This window comes from Streptomyces sp. NPDC085937, assembly GCF_044540535.1.
Taxonomy (GTDB): Bacteria; Actinomycetota; Actinomycetes; order Streptomycetales; family Streptomycetaceae; genus Streptomyces.
Genome location: NZ_JBITSH010000022.1, coordinates 76,595 through 93,392, shown reverse-complemented (window position 1 = coordinate 93,392; position 16,798 = coordinate 76,595). Strand labels below are relative to the sequence as shown.

Below are 16,798 nucleotides of genomic sequence, written 5' to 3'. Positions count from 1 at the left end.
GCCTCGTGCAGGTCCGCGCCGTCCACGTTGGAGACGAACCGGAACGTCAACTCCCGAGCGGTGAAGGCGCGCAGCGCCTCGTACGCCATCGCCGGACCGAGGTCCGAGCCGCCGATGCCGATGTTGACGACGTTGCGGATACGCCGGCCCGTGTGACCGGTCCACTCACCGGAGCGGACCCGGTCCGCGAAGCCGGCCATCCGGTCGAGGACCGCGTGCACGGCCGGGACGACGTTCTCCCCGTCCACCTCGATCACCGCGTCCCGCGGCGCCCGCAGCGCGGTGTGCAGCACCGCCCGGTCCTCGGTGGTGTTGATCCGCTCCCCGCGGAACATCGCGTCCCGCAGCCCGGACACATCGGTGGCCGCGGCCAGTTCACGCAGCAGCCGCAGCGTCTCGTCGGTCACCAGATGCTTGGAGTAGTCGATGCGCAGGTCGCCCACGCGCACGACGTACCGCTCCGCGCGGGACGGGTCGTCGGCGAACAGTTCGCGCAGGCCCGGGAGCGCATCCGCGCGGTGCTGCTCCAGGGCGGCCCACTCGGGGCGACGGGTCGGTTCGGGGACGTCAGACATGGGCGGGGGTCTCCTCGGTGGCCTCGCCGCGCAGGGCGACGGCGTACATCTCGTCCGCGTCGAGGCGCCTGAGCTCCTCGGCGATGAGTTCGGAGGTGGAACGGACCTTCAGCGCCAGCCGGCGCGGGGGCTGTCCGGGCAGGGTGAGCGTGGCCAGGGGGCCCTCGGGGCGGTCGATGACGATCTCGCCGCCCTCGGTGCCCAGCCGGACCGCCGTGACCACCGGGCCGGCGGTCACCACCCGGTCGACGGAGACCCGCAGCCGGGCCTCCAGCCAGCGCGCCAGCAGCTCGGCGGCCGGGTTGTCGGCCTCGGCCTCGACGGTCGCCGACGTGACGGTGGTCCGGGCCTGGTCGAGGGCCGCGGCCAGCATGGAGCGCCACAGGGTCAGCCGGGTCCAGGCGAGGTCGGTGTCGCCGGGCGCGTAGGCGCGCTGCCGGGCGCGCAGCGCCTCCATCGGGTTCTCCACCGCGTACAGGTCGGTGATCCGGCGCTGGCCGAGCGCGCCCAGCGGGTCCTGGGAGGGGTTGTCGGGCGCGTCCGCCGGCCACCACACCACCACCGGGGCGTCGGGCAGCAGCAGCGGCAGCACCACCGAGTCGGCGTGCTCGGACACCTCGCCGTAGGTGCGCAGCACCACGGTCTCCCCGGTGCCGGCCTCCGAGCCCACACGGACCTCGGCGTCCAGCCGCGACCGGGTGCGCTCGCGCGGGTTGCGGGCGTGCCGCTTGATCACCACCAGGGTGCGCGAGGGGTGCTCGTGCGAGGCCTCCTCGGCCGCCTTGAACGAGTCGTAGGCGTTCTCCTCGTCCGTGACGATCACCATCGTCAGGACCATGCCCACGGCCGGTGTGCCGATGGCGCGGCGGCCCTGCACCAACGCCTTGTTGATCTTGCTTGCCGTGGTGTCGGTCAGGTCGATCTTCATGGCCTGCGCCAGCTCCGTCCGTCTCGTGCGAGCATCTCGTCGGCTTCCGCGGGTCCCCAGCTGCCCGAGGTGTACTGCGCCGGCCGACCGTGCGACGCCCAGTACTCCTCGATCGGATCGAGGATCTTCCAGGACTCTTCCACTTCCTGGTGACGGGGGAACAGGTTGGCGTCCCCCAGGAGGACGTCCAGGATGAGCCGTTCGTAGGCCTCGGGGCTGGACTCGGTGAACGACTCGCCGTAGGCGAAGTCCATGGTCACGTCCCGCAGCTCCATCGAGGTGCCCGGCACCTTGGAGCCGAACCGCACGGTCATGCCCTCGTCCGGCTGCACCCGGATCACGACGGCGTTCTGGCCGAGCTCCTCGGTCGCCGAGGTGTCGAAGGGGGAGTGCGGCGCCCGCTGGAAGACCACGGCGATCTCGGTGACCCGGCGGCCGAGGCGCTTGCCGGTGCGCAGGTAGAAGGGCACACCCGCCCAGCGGCGGTTGTCCACCCCGAGCTTGATCGCCGCGTACGTGTCGGTCTTGGAGGACTGGTCGATGCCCTCCTCCTCCAGGTAGCCGCGCACCTTGGCGCCACCCTGCCAGGCCGCCGCGTACTGCCCGCGTACGGTGTGCCGGCCCAGGTCGTCGGGGAGGCGCACGGCCCGGAACACCTTCAGCTTCTCGGTCAGCAGCGACGCCGCGTCGAAGGAGGCGGGTTCCTCCATCGCGGTGAGGGCCAGCAGCTGGAGCAGGTGGTTCTGGATGACGTCGCGGGCGGCGCCGATGCCGTCGTAGTAGCCGGCCCGGCCGCCGATGCCGATGTCCTCGGCCATGGTGATCTGCACGTGGTCCACGAAGGACCGGTTCCAGATCGGCTCGAACATGGTGTTGGCGAAGCGCAGCGCCAGGATGTTCTGGACGGTCTCCTTGCCCAGGTAGTGGTCGATGCGGAAGACCTGCTCGGGGTCGAACACCTCATGGACGATGGCGTTCAGGTCCTGGGCGGACCTCAGGTCGTGCCCGAACGGCTTCTCGATGACCGCGCGCCGCCAGGAACCCTCGGGGGCGTCGGCGAGTCCGTGCTTCTTGAGCTGCTGGACCACCTTGGGGAAGAACTTCGGCGGCACGGAGAGGTAGAAGGCGTAGTTGCCGCTGGTGCCCCGGGAGGTGTCCAGTTCGTCGACCGCCTTCCGCAGCTGGTCGAAGGCGTGGTCGTCGTCGAAGTCGCCGGGGACGAAGCGCATGCCCTCGGACAGCTGCTGCCAGACCTCCTCACGGAACGGGGTGCGCGCGTGCTCCTTGACCGCGTCGTGCACCACCTCGGCGAAGTCCTGGTCCTCCCAGTCGCGGCGGGCGAAGCCCACCAGGGAGAAGCCCGGCGGCAGCAGCCCCCGGTTGGCGAGGTCGTACACGGCCGGCATCAGCTTCCTGCGGGACAGGTCGCCGGTCACCCCGAAGATGACCAGACCGGAGGGGCCCGCGATCCGGGGCAGCCGGCGGTCCCGGGGGTCGCGCAGCGGGTTCGCCCAGCCGGGCGGGGGCGCGGTGAGGGCGGCCGCGGTGTCCGCCCGCTCGCCGTGCTCCGCCTGCGGGGCGTCCACCGCCGGTTCGGTGGTCTCGTCGGTCATTCCGCGTCAACTCCCTTGCTGTCGGACGCCGCCGTCACCGCGTCGAGCGGCCGGGGCCCGGCGTCCACGAACCTCGCGATGCCCTCGTTCTCCAGTTGCCGCACCACCTCGTCGTACGCCCCGCCGGGCCGCCCCGTGGGGGACGGGGCGAGCCGCGCCCGGGCGCGACCGCCGGGCCCGACGTGGTCCTTCCCATACAGGGTGTCCTCGTCCGCGGGGTCCTTCACCCCGGTGGGCGTCCACGGGGGCCGCGGTGCGCCGGCCACGGACCCGCCGCCCGGATCGAACACCTCTTCGCGTGCCGCACAGGTCACGGTGATCATCTTCTTTCTCGCGGTCGCGTCAACCGCGTACGGCGGCCGGTGATTCCCCGCCGGGTCCGGCCGGGCCGGCCGGCCGTGCGTGTGCTCGTCTCCACGTGGTCCTCGTCCCGGACGTAAAGAACTCTGCAGCGTGTTCAAAAGTAAAAGTCTGACTTATTCACAAGAAGGTTCCGGTGTGCCAGCCTGTGGTGAAAGTGGGACACCGGGCACGCCCACGAGGGGTGCCCGACGGACGTGTGACGGACATGGGAGACATGGCGGGCAGATTCGCCCAGGGGAGTGACGGCGGCGCCCGGAAGGCGGGCGTCGGCGACGGCGGCGGAATCAGAAGCTTCCCCTTCCCGGTCGAGCGGAGCGTGTGCGGTGTCGGCATGCGGATCGCCCCGATGGGCCCCGACCGCACCTGGCGTGCCGACGCGCCGCCGGACCGGGTGCACCGCATCGAGTTCCACATCGTGATGCTGCTCGACGGCGGACCGCTCCGTCACATGATCGACTTCACCGAGTACGAGGCCACGGCGGGCGATGTGCTGTGGATCCGCCCGGGGCAGGTCCACCGCTTCTCCCGGGGGAGCGAGTACCGCGGAACCGTCCTGACCATGCAGCCCGGCTTCCTGCCCCGTGCCACCGTCGAGGCCACCGGTCTCTACCGCTACGACCGCCCGCCGCTGACGCGCCCCGGCCCCGCGCAGTTCGCCGCCCTCAAGGCCGCGTCGGACCAACTGCGCCGTGAGTACGAGGACACGGCCACCCTGCCGTTGAGTCTGCACACGGCCGTGCTCCGCCACTCCCTCACCGCGTTCCTGCTGCGGCTGGCCCATCTCACCGCCGGTGCGGGCGAATCGGCCCGGCCGGCCGACGACAGCACCTTCATCCTGTTCCGGGAGGCGGTGGAGCGGGACTTCGCCACCAACCACAGCGTCAGCGCGTACGCCGACGCCCTCGGCTACTCCCGGCGCACCCTGGCACGGGCGGTGGGTGCCGCCACGGGGGAGACGCCCAAGGCGTTCATCGACAAACGGGTGGTGCTGGAGGCCAAGCGGCTCCTCGCGCACACCGATCTGCCCATAGGGCGGGTGGGGGCCGCCGTCGGGTTCCCGGACCCGGCGAACTTCTCCAAGTTCTTCCAGCAGCACACCGGGACCGCCCCGGCCGCGTTCCGCGCGGAACACCGCTGAGCGACGGGGCGGGTACCGACGAGGGCCCCACGCGGGGTGGCGTGGGGCCCTCGTCGCCGGCCAGGAGGGCCGGGTGTGGGGGGTGGGGCCGTCGGGTCAGGAGGAGGTCAGCACCTGCACGTAGTCCACGAGCATCGAGTGGCCGGGCTCGGTGCCCGCGTCGGGGCCGCCGCCGAACGCGTCGGGGAAGCCGCCGCCCATGGCCACGTTGAGGATGACGAAGAAGCCGTGGTCCGTGGCGTTCGCCCAGGTCGTCGCGTCGACCTGGTCCTCCCGGACGGTGTGGAAGGTGTCGTCGTCGAGGGAGAAACGGATCTCCTCCACGTCCGGGGAGCGGTCCCACTCCATCCGGTAGGTGTGGAAGCCGGCCTGGCAGGTCGTGCCCTGACAGGTGGTCTCGCCGCCGATGCCGCCGGTCTCGTTGCACGGGCCGCCCGGGGAGGTTCCGCAGTGCATCGTGGCGAACACCGTGTTCATGCCCTGGGTGTTCTCCATGATGTCCAGCTCGCCGACGGCGGGCCAGTTCCAGTAGTCGCCCCGGTAGGGGGCGCCGAGCATCCAGAACGCGGGCCAGTAGCCCTTGGCGGCGTCACCGGTGACGTTCGGCACCTGGATGCGGGCCTCGACCCGCAGTGTGCCGCCGGCCGGGGGCTGGAAGTCGTCGCGGTTGGTCTCGACGCGCCCCGACGTCCAGGCGCCCGCGCCGTCGCGGCGCGGCGTGATGCGGAGGTTGCCGCTGCCGTCGAGCGAGACGTTGTCCGGGCTGGACGTCATCGTCTCGATCTCGCCGGTGCCCCAGTTGGCGGGGCCGCCCGGGTAGCCGGTGCCGGTCGCGTACCGCCAGTTGTCGGTGTTGACGCCGCTGCCCTCGGCGCCCTCGAAGTCGTCGGCGAAAACCTGGGTCCAGCCCGACGGCGGGGGCGGTACGGAGGCGCTGGCGGAGGGACCGGTGAGGGTGGCGGCGCCCGCCCCGAGCGCCAGCACGCCGGCTACGGCGACCAGCGTGCGGCGCAGGCGCCGGCGTTTGTGGGAGGACCGGGCGGTGCCGGAGGTGACGGTCATGGGGGGAACCTCTCGGTGCGGGGTGCTGTGGGGGTCCGTGCTCCGAGCGCCCCGAACCGCTTGTGAGAGCGCTCTCACGGTCACGCCAATGTGCTCCGGGGTGTCGTCGGCGTCAAGAGGTGTAGACCCGAAAGGGCATGTCCCGTCCGGGAGTTCAGCTCTCGAAAGCGTGCGAATAGGGGGAAGCGGGGCGGGTGGAGCCGCACCCGGGGGGTGCTCGGGAGCCGAACTCCCGGGCGGCCCCTCGGGGAGGTGTGGGGAGGGATGGGGGCGTGCGGGTTCTCGTGGGTGCGGGGTGGTGGGGGCCGGGTGCGCGGTTCCCCGCGCCCCTTTGGGGTGCTGTGTGTTGCGCTTCTTGCGGGGCGTGGGGTGTGTTTGTCGCGTTGCGGGTGCGGGTGCGGGTGCGGGTGCGGGTGCGGGTGGTGGGGGCTGGGGGCTGGGTGCGCGGTTCCCCGCGCCCCTTTGGGGTGCTGTGTGCTGAGCCGTGCCCCGTTGGGCGCCGTGTGCTGCGCTTGTCGTGGTGTGAGGGGTGGGTGGGGCGCGAGTAGGGTCGGGAGGGGGTCGGAGCTGCGGAAAGGTGCGGATGTGAGGCTGACGATTCTCGGTGGCGGTGGCTTCCGCGTGCCGCTCGTGTACGGCGCGCTGCTCACCGACCACGCCGAGGGCAGGGTGACCCGGGTCGTCCTGCACGACGTGGACGCCGGCCGGCTGCGCGCGATCGCCCGCGTGCTGGCCGAGCAGGCGGCCGCCGTTCCCGACGCCCCCGAGGTGACCACGACCATCGACCTCGACGAGGCCCTGCGCGGCGCGGACTTCGTCTTCTCCGCGATCCGCGTCGGCGGTCCGGAGGGCAGGGCGCACGACGAGCGGGTCGCCCTCGCCGAGGGGGTGCTGGGACAGGAGACGGTCGGCGCGGGCGGCATCGCCTACGGTCTGCGCACGGTCCCCGTCGCCGTCGACATCGCCCGTCGGGTGGCCCGCCTCGCCCCCGACGCCTGGGTCATCAACTTCACCAATCCGGCGGGCCTGGTCACCGAGGCCATGTCCCGGCATCTCGGCGACCGCGTCATCGGCATCTGCGACTCACCCGTCGGCCTCGGCCGCCGCATCGCCCGGGTGCTCGGCGCGCGTCCGCAGGAGGCGTGGATCGACTACGTCGGCCTCAACCATCTCGGCTGGGTGCGCGGTCTGCGGGTGGCGGGCCGGGACCAACTGCCCCGCCTGCTCGGCGACTCCGCCCTGCTCGGCTCGTTCGAGGAGGGCCGGCTCTTCGGCGCCGACTGGCTGCGTTCCCTGGGCGCCGTCCCCAACGAGTACCTGCACTACTACTACTTCAACCGCGAGGCCGTGCGGGCGTACCAGCAGGCGGAGCGGACCCGTGGCGCCTTCCTGCGCGACCAGCAGGGCAGCTTCTACGCCGGCGCCGGCGATCCGGACGTCTCCGCCCTGGACCTGTGGGACCGTACCCGCGCCGAGCGCGAGGCCACCTACATGAGCGAGAACCGGGAGGCGGCGGGCGCGGGCGAACGGGAGGCGGACGACCTGTCCGGCGGCTACGAAAAGGTGGCGCTCGCGCTGATGCGGGCGATCGCCCGGGACGAGCGCACCACCCTGATCCTCAACGTCCGCAACGGAAGCACGCTGTCGCCGCTGGACGCGGAGGCCGTGATCGAGGTGCCCTGCCTGGTGGACGCGAGCGGCGCCCACCCCGTCTCCGTCGATCCGCTGCCCGACCACGCCACCGGACTGGTGTGCGCCGTCAAGGCCGTGGAACGGGAGGTGCTCGAGGCCGCCCGGTCGGGGTCCCGCGCCACGGCCGTCAAGGCGTTCGCCCTGCATCCGCTGGTGGATTCCGTCAGCGTGGCCCGCCGGCTCGTCGACGGCTACACCGCCGTCCATCCCGGCCTCGCCTACCTCGGCTGACGCGGGGGAGACGGGCCTCGGGCCGGCCGGTCGCCCCCCGTGACAGCGGCCGACCGACCCGAGCTCCCCCCCGGTCCCCCGTGCTCCCCCCGGCGGCTTCCCCAGTCGCCGTTCCTCATCAAGAGCACGAAGACCGGGGCCTGATACACCCTGGCGGAAATTTTCTTCGAGGAACTTCCGGAGCGCCCGCGCCGGCCCTCGCCGTCCGTCTACGGCAGCGCGCCGGACGCCGTCCTCGGCTCGGCCGGTGCCGCGGGGGCCGGCAGGGCGTCCAGCGTGCCCGGGGCCGCGGGCGACCCGGTCCGCTGCCGGGGCACCGTCACGGACAGCAGCGGACGCGGACCCGACACGACCGTGTAGTCGTGGCCCAGGAACGGCGGGGTGATCTCCCCCGGGTCGTCGCCGAGCGCCAGCCGCACCGCGGCCCAGGGCGCGTTCACCCCGCACAGCGACAGCTGGTGCAGCCCGCCCGCCGGACGGGTGTTGACGTCCATCAGCACCGGACGGTCACCCAGCATCCGGAACTGGATGTTGGACAGGTGGTGCAGCCCGAAGCCCTCCGCGATCCGCCGGGCCGGCTCCAGCCACCGCTCGTGCAGCGTGAAGCCCCGGCGCCGCCCGGTCTTGGTACGGCCGACGGCCAGCCGGACACGGTTGTCCGGGCCGGTCAGGCAGTCCACCGACACCTCGGGCTGTTCCAGGCGCGGCATCACCAGCCAGTCGACCGGCTCCTCGGCCCGCCCCAGGGCATCCAGCACCAGGTCGAGCGGCACGTGGGGGCTGGGGAAGCCGTTCAGCTGGGCGAGCGAGAAGGGCTCGCGGGTGATCACCCGGAAACCGACCCCGCCCGCGCCGGCCGCGGGCTTGAAGCAGGCCCGGTACCCGAGACGCTCCAACTCCTCCACGGCCACGACGAGTTCGTCCGCGTCGCGGACCCGCCACCACGGTGGCACCGGCACACCGATCGCCTGGACCGCCTGGTAGGCGACCACCTTGTCCTCGAACACGGCGACCGCCTGGGGCGGTGGCGCCAGCAGCGCCGTGCCGGCCGCCTCGAACTCGGCCCGGTGCGCGACGACGGCCGCCTGGTGCAGCCGGGGCACGAACACGTCGATACCGCGCCGCTCGCACTGGGTGAGCGCGTACTCGACGTACGCCGCGGGGGACAGACCCTCCGGCTCCAGCTCGGCGGTGTCGGCCGCGGCGAGCACGGGGGAGTCGGGGTCGCCGTGGGTGGCATGGATCTCGACGGCCCGGTCGTCGGGATTTCGCCGCAGCTGATCCATGAAGAACACGTTCTCCGCGTACGTGCGGTTGAGCCAGACGCGTACGCGAGAGACCATGCGGGCCGCCTTTCGGGGGTGCGGGCAGGGCGAAGCGGCCCGTGCCCGGGCATGACGTAGGGAGGGTCACCGAACCGCCGTTCGTGAGGGACGTGTCCATGGCGGTGGTGTCGGGCAGATCATACGACCTGGATGGTGCGTCCTGATACCACGTACGGCGGCCGGTGCGCGGTTGTTCCGGCGGGGCGGATGTGATCTCGTGGTCGAGGTCCGGCGGCTGCTGAAAGGGCGACGGTGATGGCGACGGGTGGTGGCGGCGCACAGGTGTGGGCCATCAGCGATCTGCACATCGGCTATGCCGAGAACCGCGACCTGGTCGAGGGCATGCGGCCCGAGTCCGACGAGGACTGGCTGCTGGTGGCCGGTGACGTCGCGGAGACGGTCGAGGACGTCCGCTGGGCGCTCAAGACCCTCGCCGGGCGGTTCGCCCGCGTGATCTGGACGCCCGGCAACCACGAGCTGTGGACCCACCCGAGTGACGCGGTCACCCTGCGCGGAGTCGCCCGCTACGACCATCTGGTCGAGCAGTGCCGTGAACTCGGCGTCGTCACGCCCGAGGACCCGTACCCGGTGTGGGAGGGGCCCGGCGGACCGGTGGCCGTCGCCCCCCTCTTCCTGCTGTACGACTACACGTTCCTGCCGCCCGGGTGCACCACCAAGGAGGAAGGGCTGGAGTACGCGCACGGCACCGGGGTGGTCTGCACCGACGAGCACCTGCTGCACCCCGACCCGTACCCGAGCCGCGAGGAGTGGTGCCGGGCCCGGGTCACCGAGACCGAACGGCGGCTCGCGGAACTCCCGGACGGTCTGCCCCTGATCCCCGTCACCCACTGGCCGCTGCACCGCCATCCGACCGAGGTGCTGTGGTACCCGGAGTTCGCCATGTGGTGCGGCACCGTGCTGACGGACGACTGGCACCGTACGTACCCCGTGCACACGGCCGTCTACGGCCATCTGCACATCCCCCGGACGACCTCGCAGGACGGCGTCCGCTTCGAGGAGGTCTCGGTGGGATACCCGCGCGAGTGGCGCAAACGGCAGGAGCCGCCGGGGCGGCTGCGCCGGATCCTGCCCGCCGAGGAGCGGGCCCGGTGATCGGGGAACTGCTCCCGCCGACGGCGGCCGTCGTCGAGGCCTACGGTGACGAGGGCATCGACGCCCCGCTGTTCCCCGAGGAGGAGGCGATGATCAGCCGGGCGGTCCTCAAGCGCCGCCGCGAGTTCACCGCCGTGCGGTCCTGCGCCCGGCGCGCGATGGAGAAGCTCGGCGTGCCGGAGCGGGCCGTGGTCTCCGGTGAGCGGGGCGCACCCGTCTGGCCCGACGGGCTGGTCGGCAGCATGACCCACTGCGAGGGCTATTGCGCGGCCGCGCTGGTCCGCGCCGGCGACCTGGCGTCCGTCGGTATCGACGCGGAGGCCCACGGCCCGCTGCCCGAGGGCGTGCTGGCGACGGTGTCCCTGCCCCAGGAGGCGCAGCGGATCGCACGCCTGACCGCCCAGCGACCGGACGTGCACTGGGACAGGCTGCTGTTCAGCGCCAAGGAGTCCGTCTACAAGGCGTGGTTCCCGCTCACGGGGAAGTGGCTGGACTTCTCGCAGGCGGACATCACGATCCACCTCGACGGCACCTTCCACGCGGCGCTTCTGGTCCCCGGCCCCGTGGTCTCAGGCCGCCGCCTGACCCACTTCACCGGCCACTGGACCACCCACCCCACCCTCCTGGCCACAGCAGTCCCCGTCCCCCCCACATGAACGCCGGCCTCACTGCCGCCCCCAAAGGGGCGCGGGGAACTGCGCGCCCAGCCCCCCACGCCCCCGCACCCGCGGACACCCCCCCGTTCGGGCCGCCCCACACCGGCCACCTCCCACACGCGGAGTGGCGAGGCGCCCCCAAGGGGCGCGGGGAACTGCGCGCCCAGCCCCCACCACCCCGCAGCCGCCAGGCCGCCCCCCAGGCCCAGGCCCACCCCCGGCGCACCGCCCGATGAAAAGCGTGCCGCCCCGGCGGCGCCTACCCCTCGGGACACCACTCCCGCACCAGACGGAAGAACGACTCCTCGTTCCCCGCCAACCCCGCCCGCTCCAGCGCCACCTCCGCCTCCGCGAGGACGGAAGGCGGCACGACCGGCAGCACAGCCGGCCCCGGCGGCGCGGACCGGCCCTCGTCGAAGGCGGCCCGCACCGTGTGCAGCAGTCTGAGATAGGCCTGGACGGCGGTGCGCTCGCGGTCGGTCAGTACGGCGGTGGGCATCGCTCGGCTCTCCCCGTGTCGTGGTCGTCGGTCCCCACGCCCCCGGCACGAACAGGGGCGCTCCACCAGCTTGCCGCCCACCACTGACAATCACCCCGAGCCGCACCCTCGTTACCCCGCCGCACAACCCGCGACCCGCCCGGAGGGACTCAGTTCTGCGGCCCGAGGTACCCGAGCGAAGCCCCGATCCGCCCCGCGAGGTGATCCCGCTGCACCGGCCCCCGCAGCGAGGAACCGTCCAGCCACGTACGGCACTTGCTGGCGAGCAGCAGACCGAACGCCTCGGCATCCTTCTCGTCCGCCTGGTCGAACCGGGTGCGGGCGGCGACCCGCAGCACGGTCGCCCGCAGGGCCTCGTCGTCCATGGCCTCACCGAATAAACGGGTGGCGACCTCGGCGCCGGCGACATGGTGGCCGCAGTGGCCCGCCTTCATGTGCCACAGCTCATGGCCGAGGATCACCAACTGGTGGTCGGGCGCCGTGCGTTCCTCGACCACCACGAGGTCCTGGTCCGCCATGTCGAGCCAGAGCCCGCTCGCGGTCCCCGGCGGGAAGACGGCCGTGCGGAACAGCACGGGCCGCCCGCGCCGCCGGCTCATCGCCTCGCACAGGGCGGCGTACAGATCGGCGGGCCGCGCCGGGACGGGAAGCGTCAGCTCCGTGACCAACTCGCCGCACAGACGGCGCATTTTCCTACCGATGCCCACAGTTCTCCCCGGGTCACGACTTGGGCCGCTGGACGCTCTCCAGGAGCATGTCCAGCCATTCCGCGACCTTGTCGCGGTGCTGGTCGGTGGGCAGCTGCGCGGCCCGCCAGGCGATGCCCCGCACCCCGTGGTCCTGCAGCAGCCGCTCCAGCGGATCGTCGGCCGTCGCGGCGGACTCCCGCTCGGCCAGCTTCTGCAGCAGCTCCTGCTCGGTGTGCTGGAGGGCGTTCGCCAGCGCCTCCGGGTCCTCGGCGGTGAGAAAACCGGCGTGCACCCGGAAGAACCGCTGGAGGGCGTCGCAGTGCTCCATGGTGGGCCGCCGGTCGCCGTTGATCAGCGCGCCGGCCTGTTGCCGGGACATGCCCGCCCCGTCGGCGATCTCCTGTTGCGTGTACTTGCGTCCGTTCGGCTTCAGCCGGGTACGGCGCAGCAGGTCCAGCCGCTGCAGGAACCGTGCCTGCACATCGGGCTCACCCGCGGGCCGGCCGCTCAGCAGCGCCTTGACCACGGGCTCCGGCACACCGGACGCCACGGACAGCCGGTCCACGTCGAAGACCTCGGTGTGCGCCACGCCGAGCCGGTCGGCGAGTGCGGTGACGCGGGCGACGACGGCCGACAGCGCGTTCGTCGGCGCGGTGCCCGGTCCCTCGAAGCCACCCGTCACCGAAAGATCTCCTACGTCTCTCACAGGCTTCTCACAAGCGATTGCCGTGAACTTCACGGAGACTAGCCGGTGTTTCGAACTCCCATCCAGGTGTCGCCACAACTGTGGCCAATTCCGGCCGTCAACCGTCGCGGAATGCCACGATAGTTGACACGTCATATCCCGGCGCAGCAGGATCGGGGCGCCGCGTCAGGGCCGCACAGGCAAGAGGGGTGACCTCCCGATGGCATATCAGGCAGGAGGGCAGCGGCCGGCACCGCGGCCCGGCCCCGGAACGTCCGAGGCCCAGGCCTATCTGCAGGACTACGCCGTCCTGCTGGACGCCGTTCCCTTCCCCTCGCTGGTGGTGGACCACCGCTGGGACGTGCTGCTCACCAACGGCGCTTTCCGGACACTTTTCCAGGGCGTGGAGCCGCATCCGACGGCCCACCCCGGCGTCAACTTCCAGCGGTTCGTCCTCTTCCACCCGGACGCCGCGACCGTCCTGGGCGACCACGAGGCGAGCTGGTGCCTGCCCATGCTGGCAGACCACGCGGCGACGGCCGAGCGCCACCCCCACGACCCCGTGCTGCACGCCGTACGGCGCGACATCGCCCAGGACCCGATCATGGACGCCGCCTACCGTCAGGGCGTGCCGCACTGGCTGCGCGCCGTGGGTGAGCGGGCCGCCCGGCACGACGGCGCCGTACGGCCGTTGCTGCACCCGGACCCGCGGTGGGGTGCCACGGACTGCCGCCTCGTCGTGGAGACCGCCTCCGTCCTCGAGGAGATGGAGTGCCGCCGGCTGACGTTCGTCCTGCGAGAGGCGCCCCGTGCCACCGGCCGGGACCGCAGGGCCCGCCGGGCCGCCGGCCATCTGCGCGTGGTCCCCGCCGCCGACTGACCCGTCCGTCCAACGGCCGCCCGTTTCCGCCCTGTTCCCGCGCAATGGCGTGAGCGAGTCGCTGACCTGCGATGTCGTGGTGGTGGGCGCCGGGATGACGGGCGCCGCCTGCGCCCTGTACGCGGCTCGCGCCGGTCTGGACGTCACCGCCGGCGGTCCCGCCCTGCCCGCGCTCGGCGGACGCGGGCCCAGTTACCGCGAACGGGTCGCGGACGCCCCGCGGGCCGCGCTGATCGCCGGTGAACTGCGCCCCGGCGAGGTGTACTCGGCGCCGGGGCTCGCCGCCCGCTTCGGCGTCTCCGCCACCCCGGTGCGCGAGGCGCTGCTCGACCTCGCCAAGGAGGGGCTGGTCGACGTGGTGCCCAACAAGGGGTACCGGGTCACTGCCGTCTCCGAACGACAGCTGGACGAGTACACGCACGTGCGCGCCCTCGTCGAGATCGCCACGACGGCCGCGCTGGCCGGCACGGCCGACCCGGTCGCGCTCGCCGGACTCCGGCCGCTCGCCGAGGAGATCGTCGCCGCCGCCGCGGCCGGCGACCTCATCGCGTACGTCGACGCCGACCGGCGCTTCCACCTCGGTCTGCTGGCGCTCGCCGGCAACGGGCACCTCGTCGAGGTGGCCCGCGACCTGCGCCACCGCTCCCGGCTCTACGGACTGACCGCGCTGGCGGAACAGGGGAGGCTGCGGGCGTCGGCGGAGGAGCACCTCGAACTCCTCGACGCACTGCTCGCCCGTGACACCGAGGCCGTACGCGCGGTGATGACACGTCATCTCGGTCATGTGAGGGGAGTTGGGCAGCGCCTGACTGCGGATTTTGCGTGAATATGCAAAGAGCTTGCGTATCTTGCGCTACGCTTGCGGCCATGACGCGACGACTTGCTGTGGTGGCGAAGAAGGTCGGGGTCAGCGAGGCCACGGTCAGCCGGGTGCTCAACGGCAAGCCGGGAGTCTCCGAGGCCACCCGGCAGGCGGTGCTCTCCGCCCTCGACGTGCTCGGCTACGAGCGCCCGACCCAGCTGCGCGGCGAGCGCGCCCGGCTGGTCGGCCTGGTCCTGCCCGAGCTGCAGAACCCGATCTTCCCCGCCTTCGCCGAGGTCATCGGCGGCGCGCTGGCCCAGCTCGGTCTCACGCCGGTGCTGTGCACCCAGACCCGGGGCGGGGTCTCCGAGGCGGACTACGTCACCCTGCTGCTGCAACAGCAGGTGTCCGGCGTGGTGTTCGCCGGCGGTCTCTACGCCCAAGCCGACGCGCCGCACGACCACTACCGGCAGCTCGCCGAGCGCAACATCCCCGTCGTCCTCGTCAACGCGGCCATCGAGCACCTCGGCTTCCCCGCCGTGTCCTGCGACGACGCCGTGGCGGTGGAGCAGGCCTGGCGCCACCTCGCCTCGCTGGGGCACGAGCGCATCGGTCTGGTGCTCGGCCCCGGCGACCACGTGCCCTCGGCGCGCAAACTGGCGGCCGCGCGGGCGGTGGCCGGCGAGGTGCCCGAGGAGCACGTGGCCCGCGCCATGTTCTCCATCGAGGGCGGCCACGCCGCCGCCACCCGGCTCATCGACCGGGGCGTCACCGGCTTCATCTGCGCCAGCGACCCTCTCGCCCTCGGAGTGGTGCGCGCCGCGCGGCGCAAGGGGCTCGACGTGCCCGGGCAGATCTCCGTCGTCGGCTACGACGACTCCGCGCTGATGAACTGCACCGAACCCCCGCTCACCACGGTCCGGCAGCCCATCGAGGCGATGGGCAGGGCGGTGGTGGAACTGCTGAACGCGCAGATCAGCGGCAGCACGGTGGCCCCTGAAGAGCTCCTGTTCGAACCGGAGTTGGTGGTGCGCGGCTCGACAGCGCAGGCGCCCCGCACCTGAGACGCCCTCAGCTGTCGAATAATTTCAAAGTCTGCGCGACATCTTGCGGACCGATGTCGTCGGTGCTTGAGTGTGCCCCGCCCACCGCTCCTGTTCCGAGGGGTTCACTCGCTCCTGTCCCTTAAGGGGTCCACCGATGAGAAGCACCGGGATCCGCCGTACCCTCGTCGCGCTGAGCGTCGGCGCGCTCACGCTGACGGCCTGCGGCTCCGGCGGCGACGAGGCCGCCGACGGCAAGACGCGCATCACCGTCAACTGCATGCCGCCCAAGAGCGCCAAGGTCGACCGCCAGTTCTTCGAGGAGGACGTCGCCGCCTTCGAGAAGAAGAACCCGGACATCGACGTCGTCCCGCACGACGCGTTCCCCTGCCAGGACCCCAAGACCTTCGACGCCAAGCTCGCCGGCGGGCAGATGGAGGACGTCTTCTACACGTACTTCACCGACGCCCGGCACGTCGTCGACATCAACCAGGCCGCCGATCTCACCCCGTACGTGAAGGAGTTGAAGAGCTACGACACCATCCAGCAGCAGCTGCGCGACATCTACACCGTCGACGGCAAGATCTACGGCATTCCGCGCACCGGCTACTCGATGGGCCTGATCTACAACCGGGCCCTGTTCGAGAAGGCCGGCCTCGACCCCGATGACCCGCCCGCCACCTGGGACGAGGTCCGCACCGCCGCGAAGAGGATCGCCGCGCTCGGCGACGGCACCGTCGGCTACGCCGACTACAGCGCCCAGAACCAGGGCGGCTGGCACTTCACCGCCGAGCTCTACTCCCAGGGCGGCGACGTGGTGAGCGCCGACGGCAAGAAGGCAACCGTCGACACCCCCGAGGGACGCGCCGTCCTGCGAACCCTCCACGACATGCGGTGGACGGACGAGTCGATGGGCAGCAAGCAGCTGCTCGTCATCAACGACGCCCAGCAGATGATGGGTTCCGGCAAGCTCGGCATGTACCTCGCCGCCCCCGACAACATCCCGATCCTCGTCAAGGAGAAGGGCGCCGCGTACGAGGACATCGCCATCGCCCCCATGCCCGGCGGCAAGGCCACCCTCGTCGGCGGCGACGGCTACATGTTCAGCAAGAAGGCCACCCCGGAGCAGATCAGGGCCGGCCTCAAGTGGCTCGACCACATGTTCCTCACCCCCGGTGACGGCTTCCTCGGCGACTACGCCCGCGCCAAGCAGAACGACGCCCCCGTCGGCCTGCCCGAACCCCGTCTGTTCAGCGGCGCGGCCGACGCCAGGGACCAGCAGGCCAAGAAGGCCAACGCCAACGTCCCGGTGGAGAACTACCAGGCCTTCCTGGACGGCAACCAGAAGCTCGAGATGAAGATCGAGCCGCCGCACGCCCAGCAGCTCTACTCCGTCCTCGACGGCGTGGTCTCCGCCGTCCTCACCAAGGAGGACGCGGACATCGACCAGCTGCTCGAGGACGCCACCGGCAAGATCGACGGCATCCTGGCACGGAGCTGACCG

Annotated in this window: 15 protein-coding genes and 2 pseudogenes; 8 read left to right on the top strand and 9 right to left on the bottom strand. The window is 72.1% G+C overall.

From position 1 onward, the window contains the following. From ACIF8S_RS31635 to ACIF8S_RS31620, 4 genes and pseudogenes are all read right to left on the bottom strand, one after another. Nucleotides 1-575: pseudogene (locus tag ACIF8S_RS31635) on the bottom strand (glucose-6-phosphate isomerase); the annotation flags it as partial. Then, the gene (gene opcA / locus ACIF8S_RS31630) at nucleotides 568-1,503 is read right to left on the bottom strand and encodes a glucose-6-phosphate dehydrogenase assembly protein OpcA (RefSeq protein WP_400003773.1); all 936 of its coding nucleotides are present in this window, start codon (nucleotides 1,501-1,503) and stop codon (nucleotides 568-570) included. The gene opcA and the pseudogene ACIF8S_RS31635, both read right to left, overlap by 8 nt. Beyond that, nucleotides 1,500-3,116: a glucose-6-phosphate dehydrogenase gene (zwf, locus tag ACIF8S_RS31625; protein ID WP_400003771.1), complete on the bottom strand. Its 1,617-nt coding sequence runs from the start codon at nucleotides 3,114-3,116 to the stop codon at nucleotides 1,500-1,502. The genes opcA and zwf overlap by 4 nt, the downstream gene beginning before the upstream one ends. Then, nucleotides 3,113-3,430 (bottom strand): hypothetical protein, encoded by a 318-nt coding sequence (locus tag ACIF8S_RS31620; protein ID WP_400003769.1) that lies wholly within the window; start codon nucleotides 3,428-3,430, stop codon nucleotides 3,113-3,115. The genes zwf and ACIF8S_RS31620 overlap by 4 nt, the downstream gene beginning before the upstream one ends. 263 nt (nucleotides 3,431-3,693) lie before the next feature. Between ACIF8S_RS31620 and ACIF8S_RS31615 the strand changes: the two genes are divergently transcribed. Beyond that, on the top strand, nucleotides 3,694-4,617 hold the full coding sequence (locus ACIF8S_RS31615) for a helix-turn-helix domain-containing protein (protein ID WP_400003768.1): 924 nt from the start codon (nucleotides 3,694-3,696) through the stop codon (nucleotides 4,615-4,617). 68 nt (nucleotides 4,618-4,685) lie between these two features. Here the strand turns inward: ACIF8S_RS31615 and ACIF8S_RS31610 are convergent. After that, nucleotides 4,686-5,679 (bottom strand): annotated as a pseudogene (locus ACIF8S_RS31610) (glycoside hydrolase family 16 protein); the annotation flags it as partial. Nucleotides 5,680-6,264: 585 nt separating this feature from the next. Between ACIF8S_RS31610 and ACIF8S_RS31605 the strand changes: the two are divergent. Continuing rightward, nucleotides 6,265-7,602: a 6-phospho-beta-glucosidase gene (locus ACIF8S_RS31605; RefSeq protein ID WP_400003767.1), complete on the top strand. Its 1,338-nt coding sequence runs from the start codon at nucleotides 6,265-6,267 to the stop codon at nucleotides 7,600-7,602. Between the two features lie 209 nt (nucleotides 7,603-7,811). Here the strand turns inward: ACIF8S_RS31605 and ACIF8S_RS31600 are convergent, their stop codons facing one another. Continuing rightward, complete coding sequence (locus ACIF8S_RS31600) at nucleotides 7,812-8,945, bottom strand: ATP-grasp domain-containing protein (protein ID WP_400003765.1); 1,134 nt, start codon at nucleotides 8,943-8,945, stop codon at nucleotides 7,812-7,814. A 234-nt stretch (nucleotides 8,946-9,179) separates the two neighbouring features. On the opposite strand from ACIF8S_RS31600, the gene ACIF8S_RS31595 reads away from it, so the two are divergent. After that, on the top strand, nucleotides 9,180-10,040 hold the full coding sequence (locus tag ACIF8S_RS31595; RefSeq protein ID WP_400003764.1) for a metallophosphoesterase family protein: 861 nt from the start codon (nucleotides 9,180-9,182) through the stop codon (nucleotides 10,038-10,040). Continuing rightward, on the top strand, nucleotides 10,037-10,696 hold the full coding sequence (locus ACIF8S_RS31590) for a 4'-phosphopantetheinyl transferase (protein WP_400003762.1): 660 nt from the start codon (nucleotides 10,037-10,039) through the stop codon (nucleotides 10,694-10,696). Before ACIF8S_RS31595 ends, ACIF8S_RS31590 begins: the two co-directional genes overlap by 4 nt. Nucleotides 10,697-10,955: 259 nt before the next feature. Here the strand turns inward: ACIF8S_RS31590 and ACIF8S_RS31585 are convergent, their stop codons facing one another. The 3 genes from ACIF8S_RS31585 to ACIF8S_RS31575 all read right to left on the bottom strand — a co-directional run bounded on the left by ACIF8S_RS31585 (nucleotide 10,956) and on the right by ACIF8S_RS31575 (nucleotide 12,566). Further along, the gene (locus tag ACIF8S_RS31585) at nucleotides 10,956-11,195 is read right to left on the bottom strand and encodes a hypothetical protein (protein WP_349792086.1); all 240 of its coding nucleotides are present in this window, start codon (nucleotides 11,193-11,195) and stop codon (nucleotides 10,956-10,958) included. A 149-nt stretch (nucleotides 11,196-11,344) separates the two neighbouring features. Beyond that, complete coding sequence (locus ACIF8S_RS31580) at nucleotides 11,345-11,884, bottom strand: toxin-antitoxin system, toxin component (RefSeq protein ID WP_400003761.1); 540 nt, start codon at nucleotides 11,882-11,884, stop codon at nucleotides 11,345-11,347. 31 nt (nucleotides 11,885-11,915) lie between these two features. Next, a complete protein-coding gene (locus tag ACIF8S_RS31575) occupies nucleotides 11,916-12,566 on the bottom strand; it encodes a helix-turn-helix domain-containing protein (RefSeq protein WP_400003759.1) in 651 nt (216 codons plus the stop codon). Nucleotides 12,567-12,789: 223 nt separating this feature from the next. Between ACIF8S_RS31575 and ACIF8S_RS31570 the strand changes: the two genes are divergently transcribed. From ACIF8S_RS31570 to ACIF8S_RS31555, 4 genes are all read left to right on the top strand, one after another. Then, entirely contained in the window at nucleotides 12,790-13,449 is a 660-nt protein-coding gene (locus ACIF8S_RS31570) for a hypothetical protein (RefSeq protein ID WP_400003758.1), read from the top strand. 49 nt (nucleotides 13,450-13,498) lie between these two features. Further along, nucleotides 13,499-14,275, top strand: a complete 777-nt coding sequence (locus ACIF8S_RS31565) for a GntR family transcriptional regulator (protein ID WP_400003756.1) — start codon at nucleotides 13,499-13,501, stop codon at nucleotides 14,273-14,275. A 41-nt stretch (nucleotides 14,276-14,316) separates the two neighbouring features. Beyond that, nucleotides 14,317-15,315 carry a LacI family DNA-binding transcriptional regulator gene (locus tag ACIF8S_RS31560; protein ID WP_199785306.1) on the top strand — a complete coding sequence of 333 codons (999 nt, stop codon included), beginning with the start codon at nucleotides 14,317-14,319 and terminating at the stop codon, nucleotides 15,313-15,315. A 136-nt stretch (nucleotides 15,316-15,451) separates the two neighbouring features. Beyond that, complete coding sequence (locus ACIF8S_RS31555; protein ID WP_400003755.1) at nucleotides 15,452-16,795, top strand: ABC transporter substrate-binding protein; 1,344 nt, start codon at nucleotides 15,452-15,454, stop codon at nucleotides 16,793-16,795. The last annotated feature ends 3 nt before the right edge of the window (nucleotides 16,796-16,798 follow it).

Bases quoted from the DNA above. Each gene is read 5' to 3' on its own strand.
- opcA (WP_400003773.1), bottom strand. From the start codon at position 1,503: ATGAAGATCGACCTGACCGACACCACGGCAAGCAAGATCAACAAGGCG.
- zwf (WP_400003771.1), bottom strand. From the start codon at position 3,116: ATGACCGACGAGACCACCGAACCGGCGGTGGACGCCCCGCAGGCGGAG.
- ACIF8S_RS31615 (WP_400003768.1), top strand. From the start codon at position 3,694: ATGGCGGGCAGATTCGCCCAGGGGAGTGACGGCGGCGCCCGGAAGGCG.
- ACIF8S_RS31600 (WP_400003765.1), bottom strand. From the start codon at position 8,945: ATGGTCTCTCGCGTACGCGTCTGGCTCAACCGCACGTACGCGGAGAAC.
- ACIF8S_RS31585 (WP_349792086.1), bottom strand. From the start codon at position 11,195: ATGCCCACCGCCGTACTGACCGACCGCGAGCGCACCGCCGTCCAGGCC.
- ACIF8S_RS31580 (WP_400003761.1), bottom strand. From the start codon at position 11,884: ATGCGCCGTCTGTGCGGCGAGTTGGTCACGGAGCTGACGCTTCCCGTC.
- ACIF8S_RS31570 (WP_400003758.1), top strand. From the start codon at position 12,790: ATGGCATATCAGGCAGGAGGGCAGCGGCCGGCACCGCGGCCCGGCCCC.
- ACIF8S_RS31560 (WP_199785306.1), top strand. From the start codon at position 14,317: ATGACGCGACGACTTGCTGTGGTGGCGAAGAAGGTCGGGGTCAGCGAG.
- ACIF8S_RS31555 (WP_400003755.1), top strand. From the start codon at position 15,452: ATGAGAAGCACCGGGATCCGCCGTACCCTCGTCGCGCTGAGCGTCGGC.